Origin of the sequence: Inquilinus sp. CA228 (assembly GCF_052078665.1) — a bacterium.
Taxonomy (GTDB): domain Bacteria; phylum Pseudomonadota; class Alphaproteobacteria; order DSM-16000; family Inquilinaceae; genus Inquilinus.
In genome coordinates this window covers 16855-35299 of the sequence record NZ_JBQJIK010000033.1, presented here as the reverse complement: position 1 = coordinate 35299, position 18445 = coordinate 16855, and the positions used below count along the sequence as shown (strand labels likewise).

The following is an 18445-nucleotide window of genomic DNA, read 5'->3' as shown; positions in this document are numbered from 1 at the left end:
ACCTTGGGAGTTTCGGTCATGCAGAAACCGGAAGGCGTCTCCCGCTTCGCGATGGAATGCGCGGCCTCGGCGGCCACCGGCGCGGTCGGTGCCGCGGTCGTCATCGGTGGGCTGCAGGGCGGCATCGGCTGGAACGAGGCGGGGCCCGAGCCCGGCACCTTCCCCTTCGCCGTCGGCCTGATCATCGTCGCCGGCAGCCTCGGCACCCTGGTCCAGGCGCTCCGGTCGCGTGACCGCGACGTATTCCTCGACGGCGTGCGGCTGCGCCGGGTGGCCGCCTTCTTCGTGCCGATGGCGGCTTTCGTGGCGCTGTCGCTGCCGCTCGGCCTCTACGTCGCCTCCGCCCTCTATCTCGCCGGGGTGATGGCGCTGCAGGGCGGCTACCGGCTGCGGACGGCCGTGCCGGTCGGGCTCGGCGTCGCCGTGCTGCTGTGGCTGGTGTTCGAGACCTGGTTCCAGGTGCCGCTGCTGAAGGGCCCGGTCGAGGCCTGGCTCGGCCTCGCCTGACATCCGGAGGCCATCCGTGGACAACCTCGCCCATCTCGTCGACGGCTTCGGCACCGTTCTCACCGGCTACCATCTGATGCTGATGGTGCTGGGCGTGATGCTCGGCATCCTGGTCGGGGTGCTGCCCGGCCTCGGCGCGCCGAACGGCGTGTCGCTGCTGCTGCCGCTGACCTTCGCCATGGACCCGGTCTCGGCCATCATCCTGCTGAGCTGCATGTATTGGGGCGCGCTGTTCGGCGGCTCCACCACCTCGATCCTGTTCAACATCCCGGGCGAGCCCTCCTCGGTCGCCACCACCTTCGACGGCTATCCGATGGCCCGGGCGGGCCAGGCGGCGCGGGCGCTGACCCTGGCCTTCTTGTCGGCCGGCTTCGGCGCCCTGGCCGGCGTCGTGGTCATCACCCTCTTGTCCAGCTGGGTGGCACAGTTCGCGCTGCGCTTCAGCTCGCCGGAGTTCTTCGCCGTCTACTTCCTGGCCTTCGCCTCCTTCGTCGGCATGGGCAGCGGGTCGCCGGTGAAGACCCTGGTGTCGATGATGCTGGGCTTCGCCTTCGCCACGGTCGGGATGGACACCATCTCCGGCAACCTGCGGCTGACCTTCGGCTTCGCCGACCTGATCAAGGGCATCAGCTTCCTGGTCGCGGTGATCGGCCTGTTCGGCATCGGCGAGCTGATCCTGACCATGGAGGAGGGGCTGCGCTTCGACGGCATCCGCGCCCGAGTCGGGCTGCGCGATGTCGGCCGCGCCATGCGCGAGCTGCCGCGGCACTGGCTGGCGTTGCTGCGCAGCGTGCTGGTCGGCTGCTGGATGGGCATCACCCCCGGCGGGCCGACCGCCGCCAGCTTCATGAGCTACGGCCTGGCCCGGCGCTTCGCCCGGCGCAAGGAGGGCTTCGGCAAAGGCGACCCGGCCGGCATCGTCTCGCCCGAGGCCGCGGACCATTCCGCCGGCACCTGTGCCATCCTGCCGATGCTGGCGCTGGGCGTGCCGGGATCGGCCACCGCCGCGGTGATGATGGGCGGGCTGATGATCTGGGGCCTGACACCAGGCCCGATGCTGTTCATCGACCGGCCGGACTTCGTCTGGGGTCTGATCGCCAGCATGTATCTGGGCAATGTCGTCGCCGTCGCCCTGGTGCTGGCGACCGTGCCGCTGTTCAGCGCCATCCTGCGCATCCCCTTCGCGGTGATCGGGCCGGTGATCGTGGTGGTGTGCTTCGCCGGCGCCTACACCGTCGCCAACTCGCCCTTCGACATGGGGGTGGTGCTGGCCTTCGGCATCGTGGGCTACATCTTCAAGCGGCTGGACTACCCGATCGCGCCGCTGGTCCTGGCCATGGTGCTGGGCGACAAGGCCGAGGACGCGTTCCGCCAATCGATGATCATGTCCGGCGGCGACCTGTCGGTGTTCTGGTCGAACGCGCTGGTCGGCAGCATCACCACGCTGGGCCTCGCCATGCTGGCCTGGCCGCTGATCGCCCGCGTGATCGGCGCAGTCCGGCGCCCGGCCCCCTCGACCTGAGGTCAGAACCCGGACGCATCGAACCGTCTCAGCGGGGCGTCCGGATTGAGCTCCAGCCCGAAGCCGGGGGCGTCGGAGACGTCCAGCCGGCCGTCCTGCGGCACCGGCTCGTTCCGGAACAGGCTGCCGAACACCGGCCGCACGCTGCGTCCGTCCGCACTGTTCGCCACATACTCGCAGAACGGCGCGTTCGGCTGCGACATCACGTAGTGGTAGCTGTAGGGACCGCTGCCATGCGGCACCACGGGAATGTCGTAGGCGGCGGCATGGGCAGCGATGCGCAGCAGCTCGGTCAGGCCGCCGGCCCACATCACATCCGGCTGCAGGATGTCGATGGTCCGGCCCTCGATCAGCCGGCGGAAGCCGTAGCGGGAGTATTCGTGCTCGCCGGTGGTGAAGCGCGTGGCGGGCAGGGCCCGCTTCAGCAGGCCGTAGCCCTCGACGTCGTCGGGGTGCAGCACCTCCTCCCACCAATGGATGCCGAGATCGGCGCAGGCGGTGGCCAGCTCGACCGTGTACGGCACGTCGAGCGCCATGTAGCAGTCGACCATCAGCGGGAAGTCCGGCCCGACGGCGGCGCGATGCCCGGCCAGGAACGCCCGGTTCGCCCGCACCCCTTCCCGGCCGTCGGCGGGGCCGTGCGGCAGCGGCACCTTGCCGCCCCAGAAGCCCATGCGCCGGGCTTCCGCCGGCAGCGGGCCGGTGCAGTAGAAGCTCAGCTCCGGCTTGGTCCGGCCGCCGATCAGCTTGTAGACCGGCTCCTGCCGGATCTTGCCGACCAGGTCCCACAGCGCCAGGTCGACCACGCTGATGGTGGCCAGCGGCAGGCCCTTGCGGCCGTAGAACATGCTGGCGCGGAACATCTGGTCCCACAGCAGGTTCAGGTCGCGCGGGTCGGCGCCGACCAGGAAGCGCTGGAAATGCTTCTCGATCAGCCAGCAGGCCGGCGGGCCGCCGAAGCCGGTGGCGAAGCCGACCCGGCCCTGGTCGTCCTCGATCTCGACCAGGATCGAGCCCAGCACGTCGATGCCCCAGCTCAACCGCGACGCCTTGTAGGGCGCATAGGCCGACATCGGGTTGGCGATCAGCGTGTCGATGATCCAGTGGCCGCCCTTCTGGCGGTGATAGTCGCCGCCGTCCCCGGTGCCTTCGATCAGATGGGTGCGGATGTCGGCGATGCGCGGTGCGGTCATGATGGTGTCCGGAGGGTGGCGGGAACGGCTAGCGCATCAGCTGGCCGCCATTGACGTCGAGGGTGTGGCCGGTGACGTAGCCGGCCCAGTCGCTGGCCAGGAAGGCGACGCAGCGCGCCACCTCCTCCGGCGTCGCGGCGCGGCCGAGCGGGATGGTCGCCAGGAACCGGGCCAGGGCATCGGGGGCCACCCCGTCATGCAGCATCGGCGTGTCGGCGGCGCCCGGCGACACGACATTGACCGTGATCCCGTCCGGCGCCCAGGCGCGGGCGAAGGATTTGGCCAGCGCGATCACCCCGGCCTTGGTCGCGGCATAGATGGCGGAGCCGACATAGCCGCCGGTGTGGGCCCCCTGGCTGGCGAACAGCACGATCCGGCCGCGGCCCTGCGGCGCCATCGCGGCATGGGCGGCGCGGCAGAGATGGAAGGGGCCGGCCAGATTGACCCGCATCTGCCGATCGATGGCGTCGTCGCCGACCTCGTCGATCGGCTGCCGGATCATCAGCGCCGCCGCATTCACCAGGATGTCCAGCCGGCCATAGGTCTGGGCGGTGGTCTCGACCAGCTCCCGGCAGGCCGCAGGATCGGCCAGGTCGAACACGGCCGGCGCGATCCGGCCGTCCGCCCCTTGCCGCGCGGTCTCGGCCGCCCCGGCGGCGTCGCGGTCGGCGGCGGTGACGACGCAGCCCAGCCGGGCCAGCAGCAGCGCCGTTGCCCGGCCGATGCCGCTGGCTGCGCCGGTGACGATGGCGATGCGCCCCGCCAGGCCCAGATCGTCGGTCATCTCCGGTCTCTCGGTCACAGCGGCAGCCGGTACTTGTCGATGCAGGCCGGGCGCGGCTCGACGCCCAGGCCGGGGGCCTCGGGCGGCCGCACCAGCCCGTCCTGGTGCCAGATCGGCGTGTCGACCAGCTCGTGCTGCATCGGGTTCTCCAGCGGCTTCAGTTCGAACAGCCGCGCCGCCGGGCTGGCGACCGACAGATGCAGGCTGGCGGCGCTGGTCACCGCCGTGCTCCAGGCATGGGCGTTGACGGCGATGCGCGCCGCCTCGGCCAGCGCCGCCACCTTGCGGAAGCCGGTGATGCCCTCGGCCCGGGCGGGATCGATGCCGAGCACGTCGACCAGGCCGGTGCGGATCAGCCGGGCATAGCCGGCGACGGTCCATTCCCGCTCCCCGGTCGCGATCCGGGTGGCGACGGCGGCGCGCAGCCGGGCCAGGCCGTCGAGGTCGTCCGGATGCAGCGGCTCCTCCACCCAGTCGATATCGAAGGCCTCGAAACGGCGGATGGTGGCGATCGCGGTGGCGGCGTCCCAGCGCACGCCGTTGCCGATATCGACCATCAGCCGGGCGGTCGGGCCGGCGGCCTGGCGCACCGCGCGGACATAGTCGACATCGTGATCCGGGTCCCGGCCGACCCGCGACAGCCCGCGCTTGCCGAAGCCGGCGACCTGGCGCACCGCGGGGACATAGCCGATATCGTGGTCCGGGTCGTGGCCAACCCGCGACAGGCCGCGCTTGCCGAAGCCCAGCTTGGCGCCCTTGAAGCCGCGGGCGATGTGGCCGGCCACCTCGGCCGCGCCCTCCTCGATCGTGGCGCGGTTGACATGCATGCTGGCGATCGCCGGCAGCGACTCGTGCACCCGGCCGCCGAACAGGCGCCACAGCGGCAGCCCGGCCGCCTTGCCGCAGGCGTCCCACACCGCCATGTCGATGCCGGCCAGCGCCATGGTGGCCAGGCCGCCCTCGCCGTACCACCAGGTGTGCCGCTTCAGCGCCTGCCACACGGCCTCGGGCTCGCGCACATCCATCCCGGCGACGACATCGGCCAGGCCGCCCTGGACCAGCGTGGCCACGGCGCGGCAGGCCTCCGGCCACATGGCGATGCATTCGCCCCAGCCGGTCAGCCCGCCCTCGGCCTCCAGCCGCAGCAGCACGGTGTGCCGGATGTTGCCGTGGTCGTTCGGCTCCGGATAGCGCAGCACGATCGGGGTGATGCCCTGGATGCGCATTGGTCTCCTCCCACCGGCCGCTTCGACGGCTCCTTCGTCCCGGTACTGAACACCCTCTTGCCAGGGCGGCGGAACCGACACTACGATGCCTCAAAAGAATTGGCCTGTCCAATTTACCAGTGGACCGGAATTGAGGGGAGGAAAGGGATGATCCGCGCGCACCGCTTCCGGGGTTTCGCCATCGCCGCCGTTGCCCTGCTTGCCGCCGGCGCTACAGCCCGGGCCCAGGATTTCCACGGCTTCGACCCCGGCGCCTTCTCCGGCGCCATGCTGTCGGCCGACCAGCTCAAGGCCATGGTGGCCGACGCCAAGGCGGCGACGCCGCCGCGCAACGGTTCCGGCTATGTCATCGGCTTCGCCAACCTGCAGCGCGACATCTCCTTCGGCGTGAAGGTCGAGGGCGGCATCAAGGCCAATGCCGATGCCGCGGGCGTCGAGCTCGCGGTCGCCGACAACCGGCTGGACGGGCCGACCGCCCTGGCCAATGCCGAAAGCTTCGTCCGCCGCAACGCCGACTTCGTCATCGAATTCCAGACCGACGTGAATTTCGGCCCGGCGGTGATGAACCAGTTCGACACCGCCGGCATCAAGGTGGCGGCGATCGACATCCCGATGCCGAACGCCACCTTCTTCGGCGCCAACAACCCGCGCTCCGGCTTCATGGGCGGGTCCTACCTGGCCCAGGCCGCGATCGCGGAATACGGCGCCGACAAGGTGCCGCAGGGCTATCTGGTGGTCGGCGAGTTGCCGCAATCCGGCGCCATCCCGGCGATGCGCACCGGCGGCCAGGTCGCCGGCTTCCAGGCTGAGCTGCCGGATTTCCCGGCCGACCACATCCTCAAAATTGACACCAAGAACACGCTGCAGGAGAGCTTTCAGCAGATGAGCAACCTGATCGGCCGCATCCCCGCCGGGGTGCCGATCATGGTGACCGCGATCAACGACCAGGCGGCGACCGGCATGCTGCGCGCCGCCCAGCAGGCCGGGCGCGAGGCCGACACCATCGTCGTCGGCATGGGCGCGGACGAGACCGAGACCCTGGCGAAGGAGCCGCGCTTCGTCGCCTCGGTGGGCTACTTCCCGGAGCGATACGGCAACTACCTGATCCCGATCGCCCTGGCCACCCTGGCCAACAAGCCCCTGCCGCCGGCGGTGCTGGTCAACCACGTCATGGTGACCAAGGCGAACATCTGCGAGTTCTACCCGGATGCCGCCTGCGCCAAGGACGCCAAGGTCGTCGACTACAAATTCCCGCAGGAGGCCTTCGCCAAGCACCTCGCCGCCCTGCGCGGGCTGGAGGAGCTGAAGGGCTACGAAACCCTGATCCCGAAGGAGTGACGATGACCGCCCCCCGTCTCGAGATGCGCGGCATCCGCAAGGCCTTCGGCGGCGTCGACGTGCTGCGCGAGGTCGAGCTGACGGTCGCGGCGGGGGAGGTGCTGGCCCTCTTGGGCTCGAACGGCGCCGGCAAGTCGACGCTGGTGAAGATCCTGGCCGGCAGCTACGGCCGCGACGCCGGCACGGTGCGGCTGGACGGCGCCGAGGTCAGCTTCGACCAGCCGCGCCAGGCCGTGGCCGCCGGGGTGCGGCTGCTGCCGCAGGAGATCTCGGTGATCCCGGACATGACCGTGGCCGAGAACATCTGCATCGGCGACCTGCCGATGCGCGCCGGCCCCGGCTTCCGAGTGGTCGACACGGCGGCGATGCGCCGCCGGGCCGAGGAGCTGCTGCAGCAGCTGGGCTATCCCGGCATCGACCCCGCCGTCCGGGTCAAGGGCTTGAGCGTGCCGGAGCAGCGGATCGTCGAGATCGCCCGCGCCCTGGCGGGCCGCGCGCGGGTGCTGATCATGGACGAGCCGACGGCGTCGCTGACCGAGCAGGAGGCGGCGACCCTGTTCGCCATCATCCGCCGGCTGAAGGTGCAGGGCGTCGCGGTGATCTACATCTCGCACTACCTGTCCGAGGTGTTCGCGGTGTCCGACCGCATCGCCGTGCTGCGCGACGGCCGCAACGCCGGCAGCTTCCGCACCCATGAGGCGACGCCGGCCGAGGTGCTGCGCGCCATGCTCGGCGGCGTGGTCGACGACCTGTACGGCGCCGGCCCCGCGGCACCGCCGGGCGAGGCCGTGCTGACCGTGGAAGGCCTGCGGATCCCGGCCGAGATCGAGGATGTCGACCTGACCGTCCGGGCCGGCGAGATCGTCGGCCTGTTCGGCCTGGTCGGGTCCGGGGTCGAGACCCTCGGCCGGGCGCTGTATGGCGCGCTCGGGCCGGTGGCGGCGCGGCGGGTGGCGATCGGCGGCGCGCCCTATGCGCCGCGCAATCCGCAGGCCGGCAAGGCGGCCGGCATCGGCTTCATCGCGGCGGAGCGCAAGCGCGAGGGCATCGTCGCCGAGCTGACGGTGCGCGAGAACATCGCTTTGCCGTTCCTGGAGCGCTTCCGCTTCGGCCCGTTCATGGATGTGGCGGCGGAACGGCGCCATGCCGAGGGCTGGATCGATCAGCTTGGCATCCGCACGCGCGGCAGCGAGCAGCGCCTGCGCACTTTGTCCGGCGGCAACCAGCAGAAGGTCTGCATCGCCCGCTGGCTGGTCGACGGCATGCGCCTGCTGATCCTGGAGGAGCCGACCCGCGGCGTCGATGTCGGCGCCCGGCGCGAGATCTATGCCGAGCTGCGGCGTCTGGCCGATGCCGGCCGGGCGATCCTGGTCCTGTCCTCCGATGTCGAGGAGGTGGCGGGTCTGTGCGACCGCGCCATCGTGCTCGACCGCGGCCGGGCGGTGGCGGAATTCCCGCGCGGCCGCGAGCCGGCGGAGCTGATGGCCGCTGCCAGCGCGCCAACAGCGGAAGGAGAGCTGAGGGCATGACCACGATCGACACTCCCCGCCGCTCCCGGGGCTTCGCCCGCGGCGCGCTCGGCCGGTCCTGGTCCGGCGTGGCCGTGCTGCTCTTGTTCTACGTGGCGCTGCTGGTCGCCTTCTCGCTGCTGTCGCCCTGGTTCCTGTCCTTCAACAACATGATGAGCATCGGCTCCAACGTCGCCTTCATCGGGCTGATGGCGGCGACCGGCACGCCGCTGATCATCGCCGGCGGCCTCGACCTCTCGGTCGCCGCCGTGGCCGGGCTGACCGGGGTGGTGCTGGCGCTCTTGCACGGGCTCGGGCTCGACATCTGGGTGGCGGCCGTGGCGGCGGTGATGTGCGGCGCCGCGATCGGCCTGGTCAACGGCATCTTCACCACCGGGCTGCGCCTCAACCCGCTGATCGTCACCCTGGCGACCATGAGCATCATCACCGGCAGCGCCCTGGTGATGACCGGCGGGCTGACCCGGCCGCTGATGGTGCCGGGCTTCAACTGGATCGGCAGCGGCAGGCTGTTCGGCGTCCCGGTGCCGTTGATCCTGATGCTGCTGTGCTACGGCGCGCTCTGGGTGGTGCTGGCGAAGTCCCGCTTCGGCCGCTTCGTCTACGCCTCGGGCGGCAATCCCGAGGCCAGCCGCCTGGTCGGCGTTCCGGTGGCGCGCACCCAGATCACGCTCTACGTCCTGTCCGGCATCAGCGGCGCCGTCGCCGGGCTGGTGCTGGCGGCGATGCTGGGCGCGGCGGCGCCGGATGCGGCCGGCAAGCACCTGCTGACCGTGATCGCCGCCATCATCCTCGGCGGCACCAGCCTGTTCGGCGGCCGCGGCAGCGTCTGGGGCACCCTCCTGGCCGTGCTGATCCTGGGCACGCTGAACAACGGGCTGACGCTGCTCGACGTCTCCAGCTTCTGGCAGGACGTGACTCGCGGCATCGTGCTGCTGCTGGCCGTCAGCCTCGACCAGATCCGCAGCCGCGCGGCGGGGGATTGAGGATGGTCGTGGGCCTCGACACCGTCGCCCCGATCGAGCGGCAGTCGGTCGCCGAGCAGGTGGCGAAGAAGCTCATGGAGCTGGTGCGCACCGGCAGCCTGAAGCCGGGCGACCAGCTGCCGCCGGAGCGCGAGCTGGCGCAGATCCTGCAGGTCAGCCGGCCCAGCGTGCGCGAAGCGCTGCGCGGCCTGCAGATCCTCGGCGTGGTCAAGATGCGCCAGGGCGGCGGCGTCTACGTCACGGCGCTGGAGGCGTTGGACCTGCTGGCGCCGCTGCAGTTCCTGCTGGAGCTGAACGCGCCCACGGTCGACGCGCTGCACGAGGCGCGGATCCTGGTCGAGGGCACCATCGCCGGGCTGGCGGCGGAGCGGATCGACGCCGCCTCGCTGGCCCGGCTGCACGCGCTGCTCACGGTGCAGCGCGGCCTGCTGCGCGAACCGGTCGGCTTCCGCGTGTCGGACATGGAGTTCCACCGCATCATCTACGCCGCCTCCGGCAACCCGTTCCTGGAGCGGGTCGGCGGCTCGTTCTTCGTGCTGGGCATGGAGTATCGCCGCATCGCCTCGGAGACGCCGGGGGTGCTGGAGCGCAGCTTCGCCGACCATGAGGCGATCCTGGCGTCGCTCGACGCCCGCGATGCCGCGAAGGCGGGGGAGGCGATGCGGCGCCACATGACCAGCGTCTACGAGACCACGCTGGCGGCGATGGAGAAGGCGCGATGACGAGGAAAGCACGGATCGCCGTGGTCGGCGCCGGCTGGTGGGCGGCGCAGAACCACATCCCGGCGCTGCAGCGGAATCCCGATTGCGAGGTGGTCGGGGTGAACCGGCTGGGGGCTTCGGATCTGGCGGCGCTGCAGCAGCGCTTCGCCATTCCGGAGGGCTCGGAGGATTATCGCGAACTGCTCGACCGGGTGAAGCCGGACGGTGTGGTGGTGGCCTCGCCGCATGTGCTGCACCACGAGCACGCCGCCGCGGCGCTCGACCGTGGCTGCCATGTGCTGGTCGAGAAGCCGCTGGCGACCCGCGCCGAAGACGCCCGCGACCTGGTCGCCCGGGCGCGCCGCGCCGGCCGCGCCATCCTGGTGCCCTATGGCTGGAACTTCACCCGCTGGGCACGTGAGGCGCGCCGGCTGGTGGCGGATGGCGAGATCGGGTCGGTCCAGCATGTCGTGCTGCAGATGGGCTCGGCGCTGGAGGATCTGTTCGCCGGCCGGCCGATGGCCGAGACCCATGGCCACATGTTCCGGCCGCCGCCCTCGACCTGGGCCGACCCGAAGCGCGCCGGCGGCTATGGCTGGGGCCAGCTGGTGCATGCGCTCGGCCTGCTGTTCCGCATCGCCGACCTGGCGCCGCGCGAGGTCTTCGCCATGACCGGCGCCTCGCCGGCCGGCGTCGACTACTACGACGCCGCCACGGTGCGGTTCGAGGGCGGCGCCACCGCCGCTTTGTCCGGCGCCTCCACCGTGCCGAAGCATCGCGGCCCGCATATCGACCTCAGGATCTACGGCTCGGAAGGCCTGCTGCTGCTCGACATCGAGCGCGAGCGGCTGGAGGTGCGGCGCCGCGACGGCCGCGACACCGTCGTGCCGATGGCGCTGGGCGAGGGCGACTATGGCTGCGAGCGGCCGGTCGATGTTTTCGTCGACCTCTGCCTCGGCCGCGATGTCGAGAACGACGCGCCGGGCGAGGTCGGGATGCGCGCGGTCGAGGTGCTCGACGCCATGTACCGCTCGGCCGCCAGCGGCCAAGTCGAGAGGGTGTGACCCATGCAGCTTTCGCTCACCTCCTGGTCCCTGCGCGCCTGTTCGCTGCAGGAGGCGGCCGGCATCGCCCGGGTGCTCGGCATCGGCGGGCTCGACCTCGGCTATTTCTACGGCCCGGCACTCGACAAGGCGGCGCTGCTGGCCGATCCGGACGGCATGGCGGAGACGGTGCGGGCGCTCGGCATCCACGTGCCCAGCTTCTACCACCTGTTCGGCGACGGCCTGTCCGACCGCAACCTGGCCGATCCGCGCCACCGCGACCGCAACGTCGCGGATTTCCGCAAGGCCGTGCAGTTCTGCGCCCGGGCCGAGATCGACACCATCTTCATCCTGCCCGGCGTGTGCAACCCGGGGCAGGGGCGGGCGCAGGCGCTGGAGGAATCAGCCCGCTCGCTCAACGCGCTGGTGCCGATCGCCCTCGAGGCCGGGGTGACGCCGACGATCGAGCCCCACGTCCATTCCTTCCTCGAAAGCCCGGCCTTTGTCGAGGAGCTGCTGGGCCGGGTCGACGGGCTGAAGCTGACGCTCGACTACGCCCATTTCGTCTGCCTCGGCTACCGGCAGGAGGAGATCGACCCGCTGGCCCGCCACGCCGCCCACGTCCATCTGCGCCAGGCCCGGCCGGGCGCGCTGCAGGCCAAGGGGCATGAGGGCACGATCAACATCGAGGCCCAGCTGGCCACCCTGCGCGACGCCGGCTTCCAGGGGCACCTCGCGCTCGAATACGTGCATCAGGACTACATGGCGACGCTCTATGACGACGTGCTGACCGAGACGATCCGCCTGCGCGACCAGGTGCGCGGGTGGCTGGCATGACCGGACGCCGGCTGACCGTCGAGGAGATTCTGCAGGGTGGCTTCTCGACCCCCTGGGACGCGCCGATGGTGCCGCCCTTCCCGTTCAGCTTCCGCGACGTCGAGGTGCTGACCCTGGCCTGGCGCACCGACCCGGAGGCGGTCGAGCGGCTGCTGCCGCCGCCGCTGGAGCCGACCAGCGACGTGGTGCTGGCGCATATCTACAAGATGAACGACACCGACTGGCTCGGCCCCTATGGCGAGTCCAACATCATGGTCGGCTGCCGGCTGCCCGGGACTGGCGAGGCCGGGTCCTACTCGCCCTATCTGTTCCTGTCCTCCGACATCGGCGTCTCGCATGGCCGCGAGGTGCACGGCCAGCCGAAGAAGTCCGGCATCCCGACGCTGGAAGCGCGCGGCGACGCCTGGGTCGGCACCGTCGCCCGCAACGGCATCGACGTGATCACCGGCACGCTGGCCTACAAGCAGCGGCGCGACCGGATCGAGAGCCTGGCCGCGCATTTCGACTTCGCCACCAACATCAACCTGAAGGCGATCGACCATATCGACGGCCGGCCGGCGATCCGCCAGCTCACCGCCCGCCGCCTGGCCGAGGTGGCGGTGCATGAATGCTGGAGCGGCCCCTGCACCGTCGAGCTGCGGCCCAACATCCAGGCGCCGGTCTATCGGCTGCCGGTGCGGGAGATGCTCGACGGCTTCTACTGGCGCGCCGACTTCACCCTGGCGCCCGGCCGCATCCTGCACGACTACCTCGCCGCCTGACGACGGAGACAGCGATGACGCAGCACGCCTGGATCCTGGAAATCCGCCCCGGCTATGAGGAGGAGTACAAGCGCCGCCACGACGAGATCTGGCCGGAGATGGTGGCGGCGCTGCAGGCGGCCGGGATCCGCAACTACTCGATCTTCAAGCACGGCCTGGCCCTGTTCGGCCATTTCGAGACCGACGACCTGGACCGCACCATCGCGGCCCTGCGCGACGACCCGGTCAACCGGCGCTGGGGCGAATACATGGCGCCGATCATGAAGGTCGAGATCGACAGCCGCACCGGCTTCCCCTTCCTGCTGCCGCTGCAGTGGCACATGGATTGAGGGGCACCGGCTCAGTCGATGGCGTCGGCGGTGACGTCCAGAGGTGCCGCGGCGACGTGGCCGGCCACCGGCACCACCTTGACCACGGCGCTGGTCGTGCGGAAGGGCAGGGCCACGAGGCCGCAGCCGGCCAGCCCGGCGGCCGCGGCCAGGATCAGCAGCGCGGCCAGGGGGCGGCCATAGCGAGAGCGCCGGGTCACCGGTTTTTCTCCTTGCTGGCGGCGGCCCGGGGCGCGTGCGGCAGGCGCCACCGTCGCGGCAGGACATTCGCGGCATAGCCCCACAGATACAGCCCGGCGCACAGCAGGATGCTGCCGAGCCAGAGCATCTCGAAGATCATGGTGAACCTCCTGCGCGATGATGGTGGCGGTCACTTGAGCTGCGCGACCAGGGCGTCGGCGCCCTTCTCCAGGCCGGTCTTCGCCGCGGCCAGCGAGCCGAAGGTCGCCCCGATGTTCATCGATCCCGGGTACTGCTTCGAGACGAAGGCGTTGAGCAGGCGGTTGCTCGGCGCGTCGTAGATCTCGACCGCGTAGATCACGGATCCGGTCAGCATGCCTTCGCCGCCGCGGACCGCCTGCACCCCGTTGTACAGTCCGCCGCCGATGTCGACGCGCGTCAGCGTGCTCAGCACCGGCGTGCTGGTTGACGCGCCGGTCAGCGTCAGCCGCAGGCGCAGGGTGCCTGGGGCCGGGTCGCCGGCCAGGGTGAAGCGGGTCTTCAGCTTCTCCACGAACGCGGTCTGCATGGTGTGGGCCAGCTCGGCCTTGTCCTCCTCGGACATGTCGCCGAACTGGTTGTCCGGGCCCCGGTAGATCACGATCGGGTCGATGATCATCCGGTTGTAGCTGCGCCAGTCCACCGGGGTGGCGTAGCGGAACGGGATATGCCCGGTGTCGTCCTGCGGGTTCGGCGCCAGCTGTGCCGACGAGGCGATGCCGGAATAGGGTACCGGATCGGCGCTGCCGCAGCCGGCCAGGGCCACGCCGACGACCGCGAGCGACAGCCACGCCCGGGCAGGTATCGGCCGTCGCGGCCGTTCGAGGAACGCGTGCATTCAAGTCTCCATGTCGAAGTCTGCGGCCGGCCGGTATGCGCCGGGCCGTGGGACGCCGTTCTCCGCCGGGATGTCCCGGAGAGTGCGGTTGTCGCCGATGCGGGGAATGGTGTGTCGACGGCAGCGCCGTCAGGCTGTGGTCAGGGCCGCGGCTGCCTCGGCCCGATGCTCTCTAGCGGGAACCGACCGCGCCGAAGCCGGCCCGGGCCGGCTGCCCTCCGGTTCCGCCGATGCCGCGGTCCCCTGCCGGGAACGGAGCGCGCTGTGCCATGCCGTCGTCCTCTCGATCTCGTGTGAGGACATCATAGCAGCGGATTTCTGAATTTGCAAACCGTCTAGTCGGTTTTTTTGATTGATGCCGACCGGCCGCGGGAGGGGCGGACGGCGTCGGGCTTCGCGGTCTCCGCCAGGGCGGACCATCGCGAATCATCGATCAGGCGGTCGAACAGTCGGTCGCGCTCCTCCGCGGACAGGGGGCAGGTTCCCAGCAGCGTCGTCATGTGCAGGCCTCTGGCCGCCATCCAGCGCAGGACCGCCAGCTCCGGATCGGCGGCCTCGGCCTTGACGGCCTCGAGCGCCTCGGCCTCCGCCTCGCGGTTGATCGAGAGAAGGTCGGGGTTCTCGGCCACGGCGCCGAGGATGGCGAAGAAGGCCGAATGCGGCGTGGCGATGGATTCGCGCAGCGTCGCGATCTGCGCTTCCAGGATGGCGCCGGGCTTGTCGGGGCCGATCTCGGCCAGGTACGCCTGGGTGAACTTTCTGAAGCGCTCGGTCAGGTGTTCGAGCAGGGCCGTCACCACCGCTTCCTTGGTGCGGAAATGGTGCATCACCCCGCCCTTGCTGATGCCGCTTTCGCGCGCGATGGCGTCGAGCGTCAGCCGCCCGGGACCGTCGCGGGCGATGATGGCGAGCGCCGCCTGGATGGCGGCATTGCGGGAACGTTCGGAACGGGTGGCGTTGTCCATGCTCTCTCACAAGGCCGAGACGGCTCCGGGCCGCCGGGCGGATCTCAAGAGATAGCCCATGGCGCCGGCAAAAAACAGACCAATGAGTTTGTTTTTGCCGCCGGGCTGCTACCCGTGCTCGATCGGCGGTGTGCCGTGGGTGTGGAAGGATTCGATCGTCTTCAGGCCCCAGGCCTGGCCCTTCCTCCGCTCCTCCTCGGTCCACACGATCGGTTTCCAGTCGGGGGCGAGCACCAGCCGGGCGCCGGCATTCGCCACCTCGATGCGGTTGCCGCCGGGCTCGTAGACATAGAGGAAGAAGGTCTGCTGCACCGCGTGCTTGTGCGGCCCGGTCTCGATGAAGACGCCGTTCTCCAGGAAGATGTCGGCCGCCCGCAGGATGTCCTCGCGCGAATCCAGCGCGTAGGTGACGTGGTGGAAGCGCCCTTTGGCCCCGGTGTGGTCCCGCGTATAGGCGAAGTCGTAGCTCTTGTTGGTGAAGGTCAGCCACATTCCGGCCTCGGTGCCGTCGTTCAGCACGATCTGCTCGGTCAGCCGGGCGCCGAGATAGGATTCGAAGAAGATCCGGTTGGCCTTCACATCCGCCGCCAGCCCGTTGAAGTGGTCGAGGCGGCGGACATTGACCCCGCGGGCCGGATAGCGCTGGGCCTGGTTCTTCAGCGCCGGCTTCAGCTCCGCCGGAGCTTGGTACCATTCGGTCTCGTAGTACAGCTCGACGACATGGCCGTCCGGGTCATGGCAGCGATAGGCCGGGCCGTGGCCCAGCTCGCCCTCGATCCAGCCGATCTCGTGGCCGGAGCCGCGCAGGGCGGCGACGCGCCGCTCCAGCGCCTGCGGGCTGCGGGTGCGGAAGGCGGCGTGGCCCAGCCCCGAGGTCTTCGACCCGGTCAGCACCAGCGAGTACCGCTCGTAATCGTCCCAGCCGCGCAGATAGACGGAATCCCCCTTCTGGCCGCTCACCGTCATGCCCATCACGGTGACGAAGAAGTCGAGGCTCTTCTCCGGCACCGGGCTCAGGATCTCGACATGGCCGAGATGCGCGACGTCGAGATTGGGTTCGGGTGTCATCGGCCGCTCAGTCCGGCAGCGCGTCGACATAGGTCAGCCCGGCCGCGGCCAGCGCTTCCCGCATCTTGTACATGTCGAGCCCCAGCTCCCCGGCGGCGAGGCGGGCCCGCTTCTCCTCCTCATTGGCGACGCGCTTCTCGCCCAGCGCCGCAACCTCCGCGGCCTGGGCGCGGGGCACGACGACGACCCCGTCGTCATCGGCGACGACCGCGTCCCCGGGCATGACCTGGGCGCCGGCACAGACCACCGGCACGTTGACGCTGCCCAGCGTCGCCTTGACCGTGCCCTTGGCCGAGATCGCGCGCGACCAGACCGGGAAGCGTATCTCGGCCAGGGCCTTCACGTCGCGGCAGCCGGCGTCGATCACCAGCCCCGCCACGCCGCGGGCCCGCAGCGACGTCGCCAGCAACTCGCCGAACATGCCGTCGGTGTTGTCGGTGGTGCAGGCCACCACCAGCACGTCGCCGGGCCGGCACTGCTCGACCGCGACATGCAGCATCCAGTTGTCGCCCGGCTGGGCCAGCACGGTGACGGCGCTGCCGGCGATCCCGGTGCCGGGCCAGACCGGCCGAATATAGGTCTTCAGCAGGCCCACCCGACCCATGGCCTCATGCACGGTCGAGACGCCGCATTCGGCGAGGCGCTTGGCGATTTCGGGCTCGACCCGGTGGATGTTGCGGACGACGACGGGCTTCATGCCAGCATCTCCACGGCTTCCGGGAACAGGCGCTGATAGGCCTCGCCATAGGTCATCGGCCGGCCCGAATTGCGGCCGCCCTGCACGCCGCGGTTCAGGGCGACGCGGGTGTAGTAGTCCCAGAGGTGCTTCTGCGCCGCCAGCACCTGGAAGGCCTGGAACTTGGTCTCCCACACCTCATCGATGTTGAGGATGACCTGCGGCTTGAAGTTGCACTGCTCGGGCTGGTGCGGCTCGAACAGGAACACCGGCGGGGCGGCGTAGCTGCGCGAAGGATCAGGCTTGTGCCCCGCGGCCTGGGCGATCACCCGCGCCTCCTGCGCCGCATGCGCCGCCACCGGATGGTCGAAATTGTACGGGTCCTCCAGCGCATGGGTCAGGACGAAGGCCGGCTTCTCCTCGCGGTAGATGTCGACCAGCCGGTCGAGGACCGCCTCGGTGACCTTCAGCGGATAGTCGCCGGCGTCGAAGAACTCGATCTCGGCGCCCAGGATCGCGGCCGCCTTCTCCGCCTCGGCACGGCGCTGGGCCTTGACGTCCTCCAGCCGCACGCCCGCGGTCTTCCAGGCCCATTGGCTCTCGCCGCGCTCGCCATAGGACAGGCAGGCGATCTTCATGCGGTAGCCCTTGCGGGCGTGCAGGGCGATGGCTCCGCCGGCGCGCCAGACGAAGTCGCCCGGATGGGCAGTGATCACCAGCCCGGATTTGCCTTGTGCTGTCATGAACGCTCTCGATGCTCAGGCGGCCGTGCGGGCCGTCTCATGGGGAAAGGCGATGCCGTCGAACAGGGCGCGGGCGGTGCGCAGCAGCCCGGCCCGCTCGATCATCGGACGCTCCGCCGTGCCGCCGACGGCGATGCGCACGGTGAACTCGCCGGTCGGGTGCTCGATGCTGATGGTCTTGTCGCGGCCGGCGGGGATCCACGCCAGCCGCGCCGCGGGCGACCCCGGCAGCACGCAGGCGGTGGCCACCGTCACCGCCGCGAAGACGCCGATCGAGGCGTGGCATTCATGCGGGATGAAGCTGCGGGTGCACAGGCTGCCGCCGGCCCGCGGCGGCGCCACCAGGGCGATCTTCGGCACCACCTTGTCGGCGACGTCGCCGAGCTTCATCAGCGGCCCCGCGGCGCGCCGGATCTGCTCCAGCCGTGCCTTCAGCTCGGTGTCCTGGTCCAGCACGTCCCGCGGCTCATAGCCGGTGCGGCCGACGGCGGCGGCCGCCAGCACGATCACCGGCATGCCGTTGTCGATCAGCGTCGCCTCGACCCCGGCGACGGTGTCGACCGCGTTGCCGGTCGGCAGCAGCGCCCCGCAGACCGACCCGGCGGCATCGAGGAAGTCGATGGTGATCGGCGCGGCGGTGCCCGGCACGCCGTCGATCCGCGCATCGCCGGCATAGACCACCCGGCCCCCGGGCGTCCGCACCGTCAGCTCCGCCACCGTGCCGGTGTTGACGGTCCGCACCCGTACGCGCGTTTCCGGGTCCCCCGCGGCGATCAGGCCGCGCTCGATGGCGAAGGGCGCGACCCCGGCCAGGATGTTGCCGCAGTTCGGCGTGGTGTCGACCACCGGCTTGTCGACGCCGACCTGGCAGAACAGGAAGTCGATGTCATGGGCGGGGTCCGCGGCGGGCGCGACGATGGCGACCTTGCTGGTCAGCGGATGCGCCCCGCCCAGCCCGTCGATCTGGCGCGGATCGGGCGAGCCGAGCAGCGACAGCAGCAGCCGGTCGCGCGCGGCGGTGTCGGTCGGGAGGTCGCTGGCGAGGAAATAGGCGCCTTTCGACGTCCCGCCCCGCATCAGCATGCAGCGGATGCCGGCCTGCATCTCCTCCTCCTGGCGCGTCTCGATCCGGCGACACGCTATCCGAGCGGCCGGAGATGAAACAAATGAAAGTAAATGATCG

Annotated in this window: 21 protein-coding genes; 10 read left to right on the top strand and 11 right to left on the bottom strand. The window is 70.6% G+C overall.

The window, feature by feature from the left end:
• Window positions 1–18 precede the first annotated feature (18 nt).
• The gene (locus ACTOWL_RS17820; RefSeq protein WP_441322602.1) at window positions 19–507 is read left to right on the top strand and encodes a tripartite tricarboxylate transporter TctB family protein; all 489 of its coding nucleotides are present in this window, start codon (window positions 19–21) and stop codon (window positions 505–507) included.
• A 16-nt stretch (window positions 508–523) separates the two neighbouring features.
• Entirely contained in the window at window positions 524–2029 is a 1506-nt protein-coding gene (locus ACTOWL_RS17815; RefSeq protein ID WP_441322601.1) for a tripartite tricarboxylate transporter permease, read from the top strand.
• Window positions 2030–2031: 2 nt separating this feature from the next.
• On the opposite strand, the gene rhmD is transcribed toward ACTOWL_RS17815, so the two are convergent.
• The 3 genes from rhmD to ACTOWL_RS17800 are packed head-to-tail and all read right to left on the bottom strand — an operon-like array spanning window position 2032 to window position 5232.
• The gene (gene rhmD, locus ACTOWL_RS17810) at window positions 2032–3222 is read right to left on the bottom strand and encodes an L-rhamnonate dehydratase (RefSeq protein WP_441322600.1); all 1191 of its coding nucleotides are present in this window, start codon (window positions 3220–3222) and stop codon (window positions 2032–2034) included.
• Between the two features lie 28 nt (window positions 3223–3250).
• Window positions 3251–4006, bottom strand: coding sequence for an SDR family NAD(P)-dependent oxidoreductase (locus ACTOWL_RS17805; protein WP_441322599.1), 756 nt, complete (start codon window positions 4004–4006; stop codon window positions 3251–3253).
• A gap of 14 nt (window positions 4007–4020) precedes the next feature.
• Window positions 4021–5232, bottom strand: a complete 1212-nt coding sequence (locus ACTOWL_RS17800) for a mandelate racemase/muconate lactonizing enzyme family protein (RefSeq protein ID WP_441322598.1) — start codon at window positions 5230–5232, stop codon at window positions 4021–4023.
• Between the two features lie 147 nt (window positions 5233–5379).
• Between ACTOWL_RS17800 and ACTOWL_RS17795 the strand changes: the two genes are divergently transcribed.
• Genes ACTOWL_RS17795 through ACTOWL_RS17760 form a run of 8 tightly spaced genes read left to right on the top strand, consistent with a single transcriptional unit; the run spans window position 5380 to window position 12753 of the window.
• Window positions 5380–6570 (top strand): sugar ABC transporter substrate-binding protein, encoded by a 1191-nt coding sequence (locus tag ACTOWL_RS17795; RefSeq protein ID WP_441322597.1) that lies wholly within the window; start codon window positions 5380–5382, stop codon window positions 6568–6570.
• A 2-nt stretch (window positions 6571–6572) separates the two neighbouring features.
• On the top strand, window positions 6573–8099 hold the full coding sequence (locus ACTOWL_RS17790) for a sugar ABC transporter ATP-binding protein (protein WP_441322596.1): 1527 nt from the start codon (window positions 6573–6575) through the stop codon (window positions 8097–8099).
• A complete protein-coding gene (locus ACTOWL_RS17785) occupies window positions 8096–9082 on the top strand; it encodes an ABC transporter permease (RefSeq protein ID WP_441322595.1) in 987 nt (328 codons plus the stop codon). The genes ACTOWL_RS17790 and ACTOWL_RS17785 overlap by 4 nt, the downstream gene beginning before the upstream one ends.
• A gap of 2 nt (window positions 9083–9084) precedes the next feature.
• Window positions 9085–9804, top strand: coding sequence for a FadR/GntR family transcriptional regulator (locus ACTOWL_RS17780; RefSeq protein ID WP_441322594.1), 720 nt, complete (start codon window positions 9085–9087; stop codon window positions 9802–9804).
• Window positions 9801–10847 (top strand): Gfo/Idh/MocA family protein, encoded by a 1047-nt coding sequence (locus ACTOWL_RS17775; RefSeq protein WP_441322593.1) that lies wholly within the window; start codon window positions 9801–9803, stop codon window positions 10845–10847. Before ACTOWL_RS17780 ends, ACTOWL_RS17775 begins: the two co-directional genes overlap by 4 nt.
• 3 nt (window positions 10848–10850) lie before the next feature.
• Window positions 10851–11663, top strand: coding sequence for a sugar phosphate isomerase/epimerase family protein (locus ACTOWL_RS17770; RefSeq protein ID WP_441322592.1), 813 nt, complete (start codon window positions 10851–10853; stop codon window positions 11661–11663).
• Window positions 11660–12424, top strand: coding sequence for an acetoacetate decarboxylase (locus tag ACTOWL_RS17765; RefSeq protein WP_441322591.1), 765 nt, complete (start codon window positions 11660–11662; stop codon window positions 12422–12424). Before ACTOWL_RS17770 ends, ACTOWL_RS17765 begins: the two co-directional genes overlap by 4 nt.
• Window positions 12425–12438: 14 nt before the next feature.
• Window positions 12439–12753, top strand: coding sequence for an L-rhamnose mutarotase (locus ACTOWL_RS17760; protein WP_441322590.1), 315 nt, complete (start codon window positions 12439–12441; stop codon window positions 12751–12753).
• Window positions 12754–12764: 11 nt separating this feature from the next.
• On the opposite strand, the gene ACTOWL_RS17755 is transcribed toward ACTOWL_RS17760, so the two are convergent.
• The 8 genes from ACTOWL_RS17755 to ACTOWL_RS17720 form a co-directional block, all read right to left on the bottom strand.
• Entirely contained in the window at window positions 12765–12953 is a 189-nt protein-coding gene (locus tag ACTOWL_RS17755) for a DUF6726 family protein (protein ID WP_441322589.1), read from the bottom strand.
• Complete coding sequence (locus tag ACTOWL_RS17750; protein ID WP_441322588.1) at window positions 12950–13093, bottom strand: hypothetical protein; 144 nt, start codon at window positions 13091–13093, stop codon at window positions 12950–12952. Before ACTOWL_RS17750 ends, ACTOWL_RS17755 begins: the two co-directional genes overlap by 4 nt.
• Before the next feature lie 30 nt (window positions 13094–13123).
• Entirely contained in the window at window positions 13124–13810 is a 687-nt protein-coding gene (locus ACTOWL_RS17745) for a DUF3313 domain-containing protein (RefSeq protein ID WP_441322587.1), read from the bottom strand.
• Window positions 13811–14145: 335 nt separating this feature from the next.
• Window positions 14146–14775 (bottom strand): TetR/AcrR family transcriptional regulator, encoded by a 630-nt coding sequence (locus ACTOWL_RS17740; RefSeq protein WP_441322586.1) that lies wholly within the window; start codon window positions 14773–14775, stop codon window positions 14146–14148.
• Between the two features lie 108 nt (window positions 14776–14883).
• Window positions 14884–15843, bottom strand: a complete 960-nt coding sequence (locus tag ACTOWL_RS17735; protein ID WP_441322585.1) for a catechol 2,3-dioxygenase — start codon at window positions 15841–15843, stop codon at window positions 14884–14886.
• A 7-nt stretch (window positions 15844–15850) separates the two neighbouring features.
• Window positions 15851–16540, bottom strand: a complete 690-nt coding sequence (locus tag ACTOWL_RS17730; RefSeq protein ID WP_441322584.1) for a 4-carboxy-4-hydroxy-2-oxoadipate aldolase/oxaloacetate decarboxylase — start codon at window positions 16538–16540, stop codon at window positions 15851–15853.
• Complete coding sequence (locus ACTOWL_RS17725; RefSeq protein WP_441322583.1) at window positions 16537–17262, bottom strand: PIG-L deacetylase family protein; 726 nt, start codon at window positions 17260–17262, stop codon at window positions 16537–16539. The genes ACTOWL_RS17730 and ACTOWL_RS17725 overlap by 4 nt, the downstream gene beginning before the upstream one ends.
• A gap of 15 nt (window positions 17263–17277) precedes the next feature.
• Window positions 17278–18366, bottom strand: coding sequence for a 4-oxalomesaconate tautomerase (locus ACTOWL_RS17720; protein ID WP_441322582.1), 1089 nt, complete (start codon window positions 18364–18366; stop codon window positions 17278–17280).
• Between the last annotated feature and the right edge of the window lie 79 nt (window positions 18367–18445).

Bases quoted from the DNA above. Each gene is read 5' to 3' on its own strand.
- ACTOWL_RS17775 (WP_441322593.1), top strand. From the start codon at position 9,801: ATGACGAGGAAAGCACGGATCGCCGTGGTCGGCGCCGGCTGGTGGGCG.
- ACTOWL_RS17785 (WP_441322595.1), top strand. From the start codon at position 8,096: ATGACCACGATCGACACTCCCCGCCGCTCCCGGGGCTTCGCCCGCGGC.
- ACTOWL_RS17740 (WP_441322586.1), bottom strand. From the start codon at position 14,775: ATGGACAACGCCACCCGTTCCGAACGTTCCCGCAATGCCGCCATCCAG.
- ACTOWL_RS17750 (WP_441322588.1), bottom strand. From the start codon at position 13,093: ATGATCTTCGAGATGCTCTGGCTCGGCAGCATCCTGCTGTGCGCCGGG.
- ACTOWL_RS17735 (WP_441322585.1), bottom strand. From the start codon at position 15,843: ATGACACCCGAACCCAATCTCGACGTCGCGCATCTCGGCCATGTCGAG.
- ACTOWL_RS17725 (WP_441322583.1), bottom strand. From the start codon at position 17,262: ATGACAGCACAAGGCAAATCCGGGCTGGTGATCACTGCCCATCCGGGC.
- ACTOWL_RS17800 (WP_441322598.1), bottom strand. From the start codon at position 5,232: ATGCGCATCCAGGGCATCACCCCGATCGTGCTGCGCTATCCGGAGCCG.
- ACTOWL_RS17770 (WP_441322592.1), top strand. From the start codon at position 10,851: ATGCAGCTTTCGCTCACCTCCTGGTCCCTGCGCGCCTGTTCGCTGCAG.
- rhmD (WP_441322600.1), bottom strand. From the start codon at position 3,222: ATGACCGCACCGCGCATCGCCGACATCCGCACCCATCTGATCGAAGGC.
- ACTOWL_RS17805 (WP_441322599.1), bottom strand. From the start codon at position 4,006: ATGACCGACGATCTGGGCCTGGCGGGGCGCATCGCCATCGTCACCGGC.
- ACTOWL_RS17780 (WP_441322594.1), top strand. From the start codon at position 9,085: ATGGTCGTGGGCCTCGACACCGTCGCCCCGATCGAGCGGCAGTCGGTC.
- ACTOWL_RS17745 (WP_441322587.1), bottom strand. From the start codon at position 13,810: ATGCACGCGTTCCTCGAACGGCCGCGACGGCCGATACCTGCCCGGGCG.
- ACTOWL_RS17790 (WP_441322596.1), top strand. From the start codon at position 6,573: ATGACCGCCCCCCGTCTCGAGATGCGCGGCATCCGCAAGGCCTTCGGC.
- ACTOWL_RS17730 (WP_441322584.1), bottom strand. From the start codon at position 16,540: ATGAAGCCCGTCGTCGTCCGCAACATCCACCGGGTCGAGCCCGAAATC.
- ACTOWL_RS17760 (WP_441322590.1), top strand. From the start codon at position 12,439: ATGACGCAGCACGCCTGGATCCTGGAAATCCGCCCCGGCTATGAGGAG.
- ACTOWL_RS17720 (WP_441322582.1), bottom strand. From the start codon at position 18,366: ATGCAGGCCGGCATCCGCTGCATGCTGATGCGGGGCGGGACGTCGAAA.
- ACTOWL_RS17765 (WP_441322591.1), top strand. From the start codon at position 11,660: ATGACCGGACGCCGGCTGACCGTCGAGGAGATTCTGCAGGGTGGCTTC.
- ACTOWL_RS17820 (WP_441322602.1), top strand. From the start codon at position 19: ATGCAGAAACCGGAAGGCGTCTCCCGCTTCGCGATGGAATGCGCGGCC.
- ACTOWL_RS17795 (WP_441322597.1), top strand. From the start codon at position 5,380: ATGATCCGCGCGCACCGCTTCCGGGGTTTCGCCATCGCCGCCGTTGCC.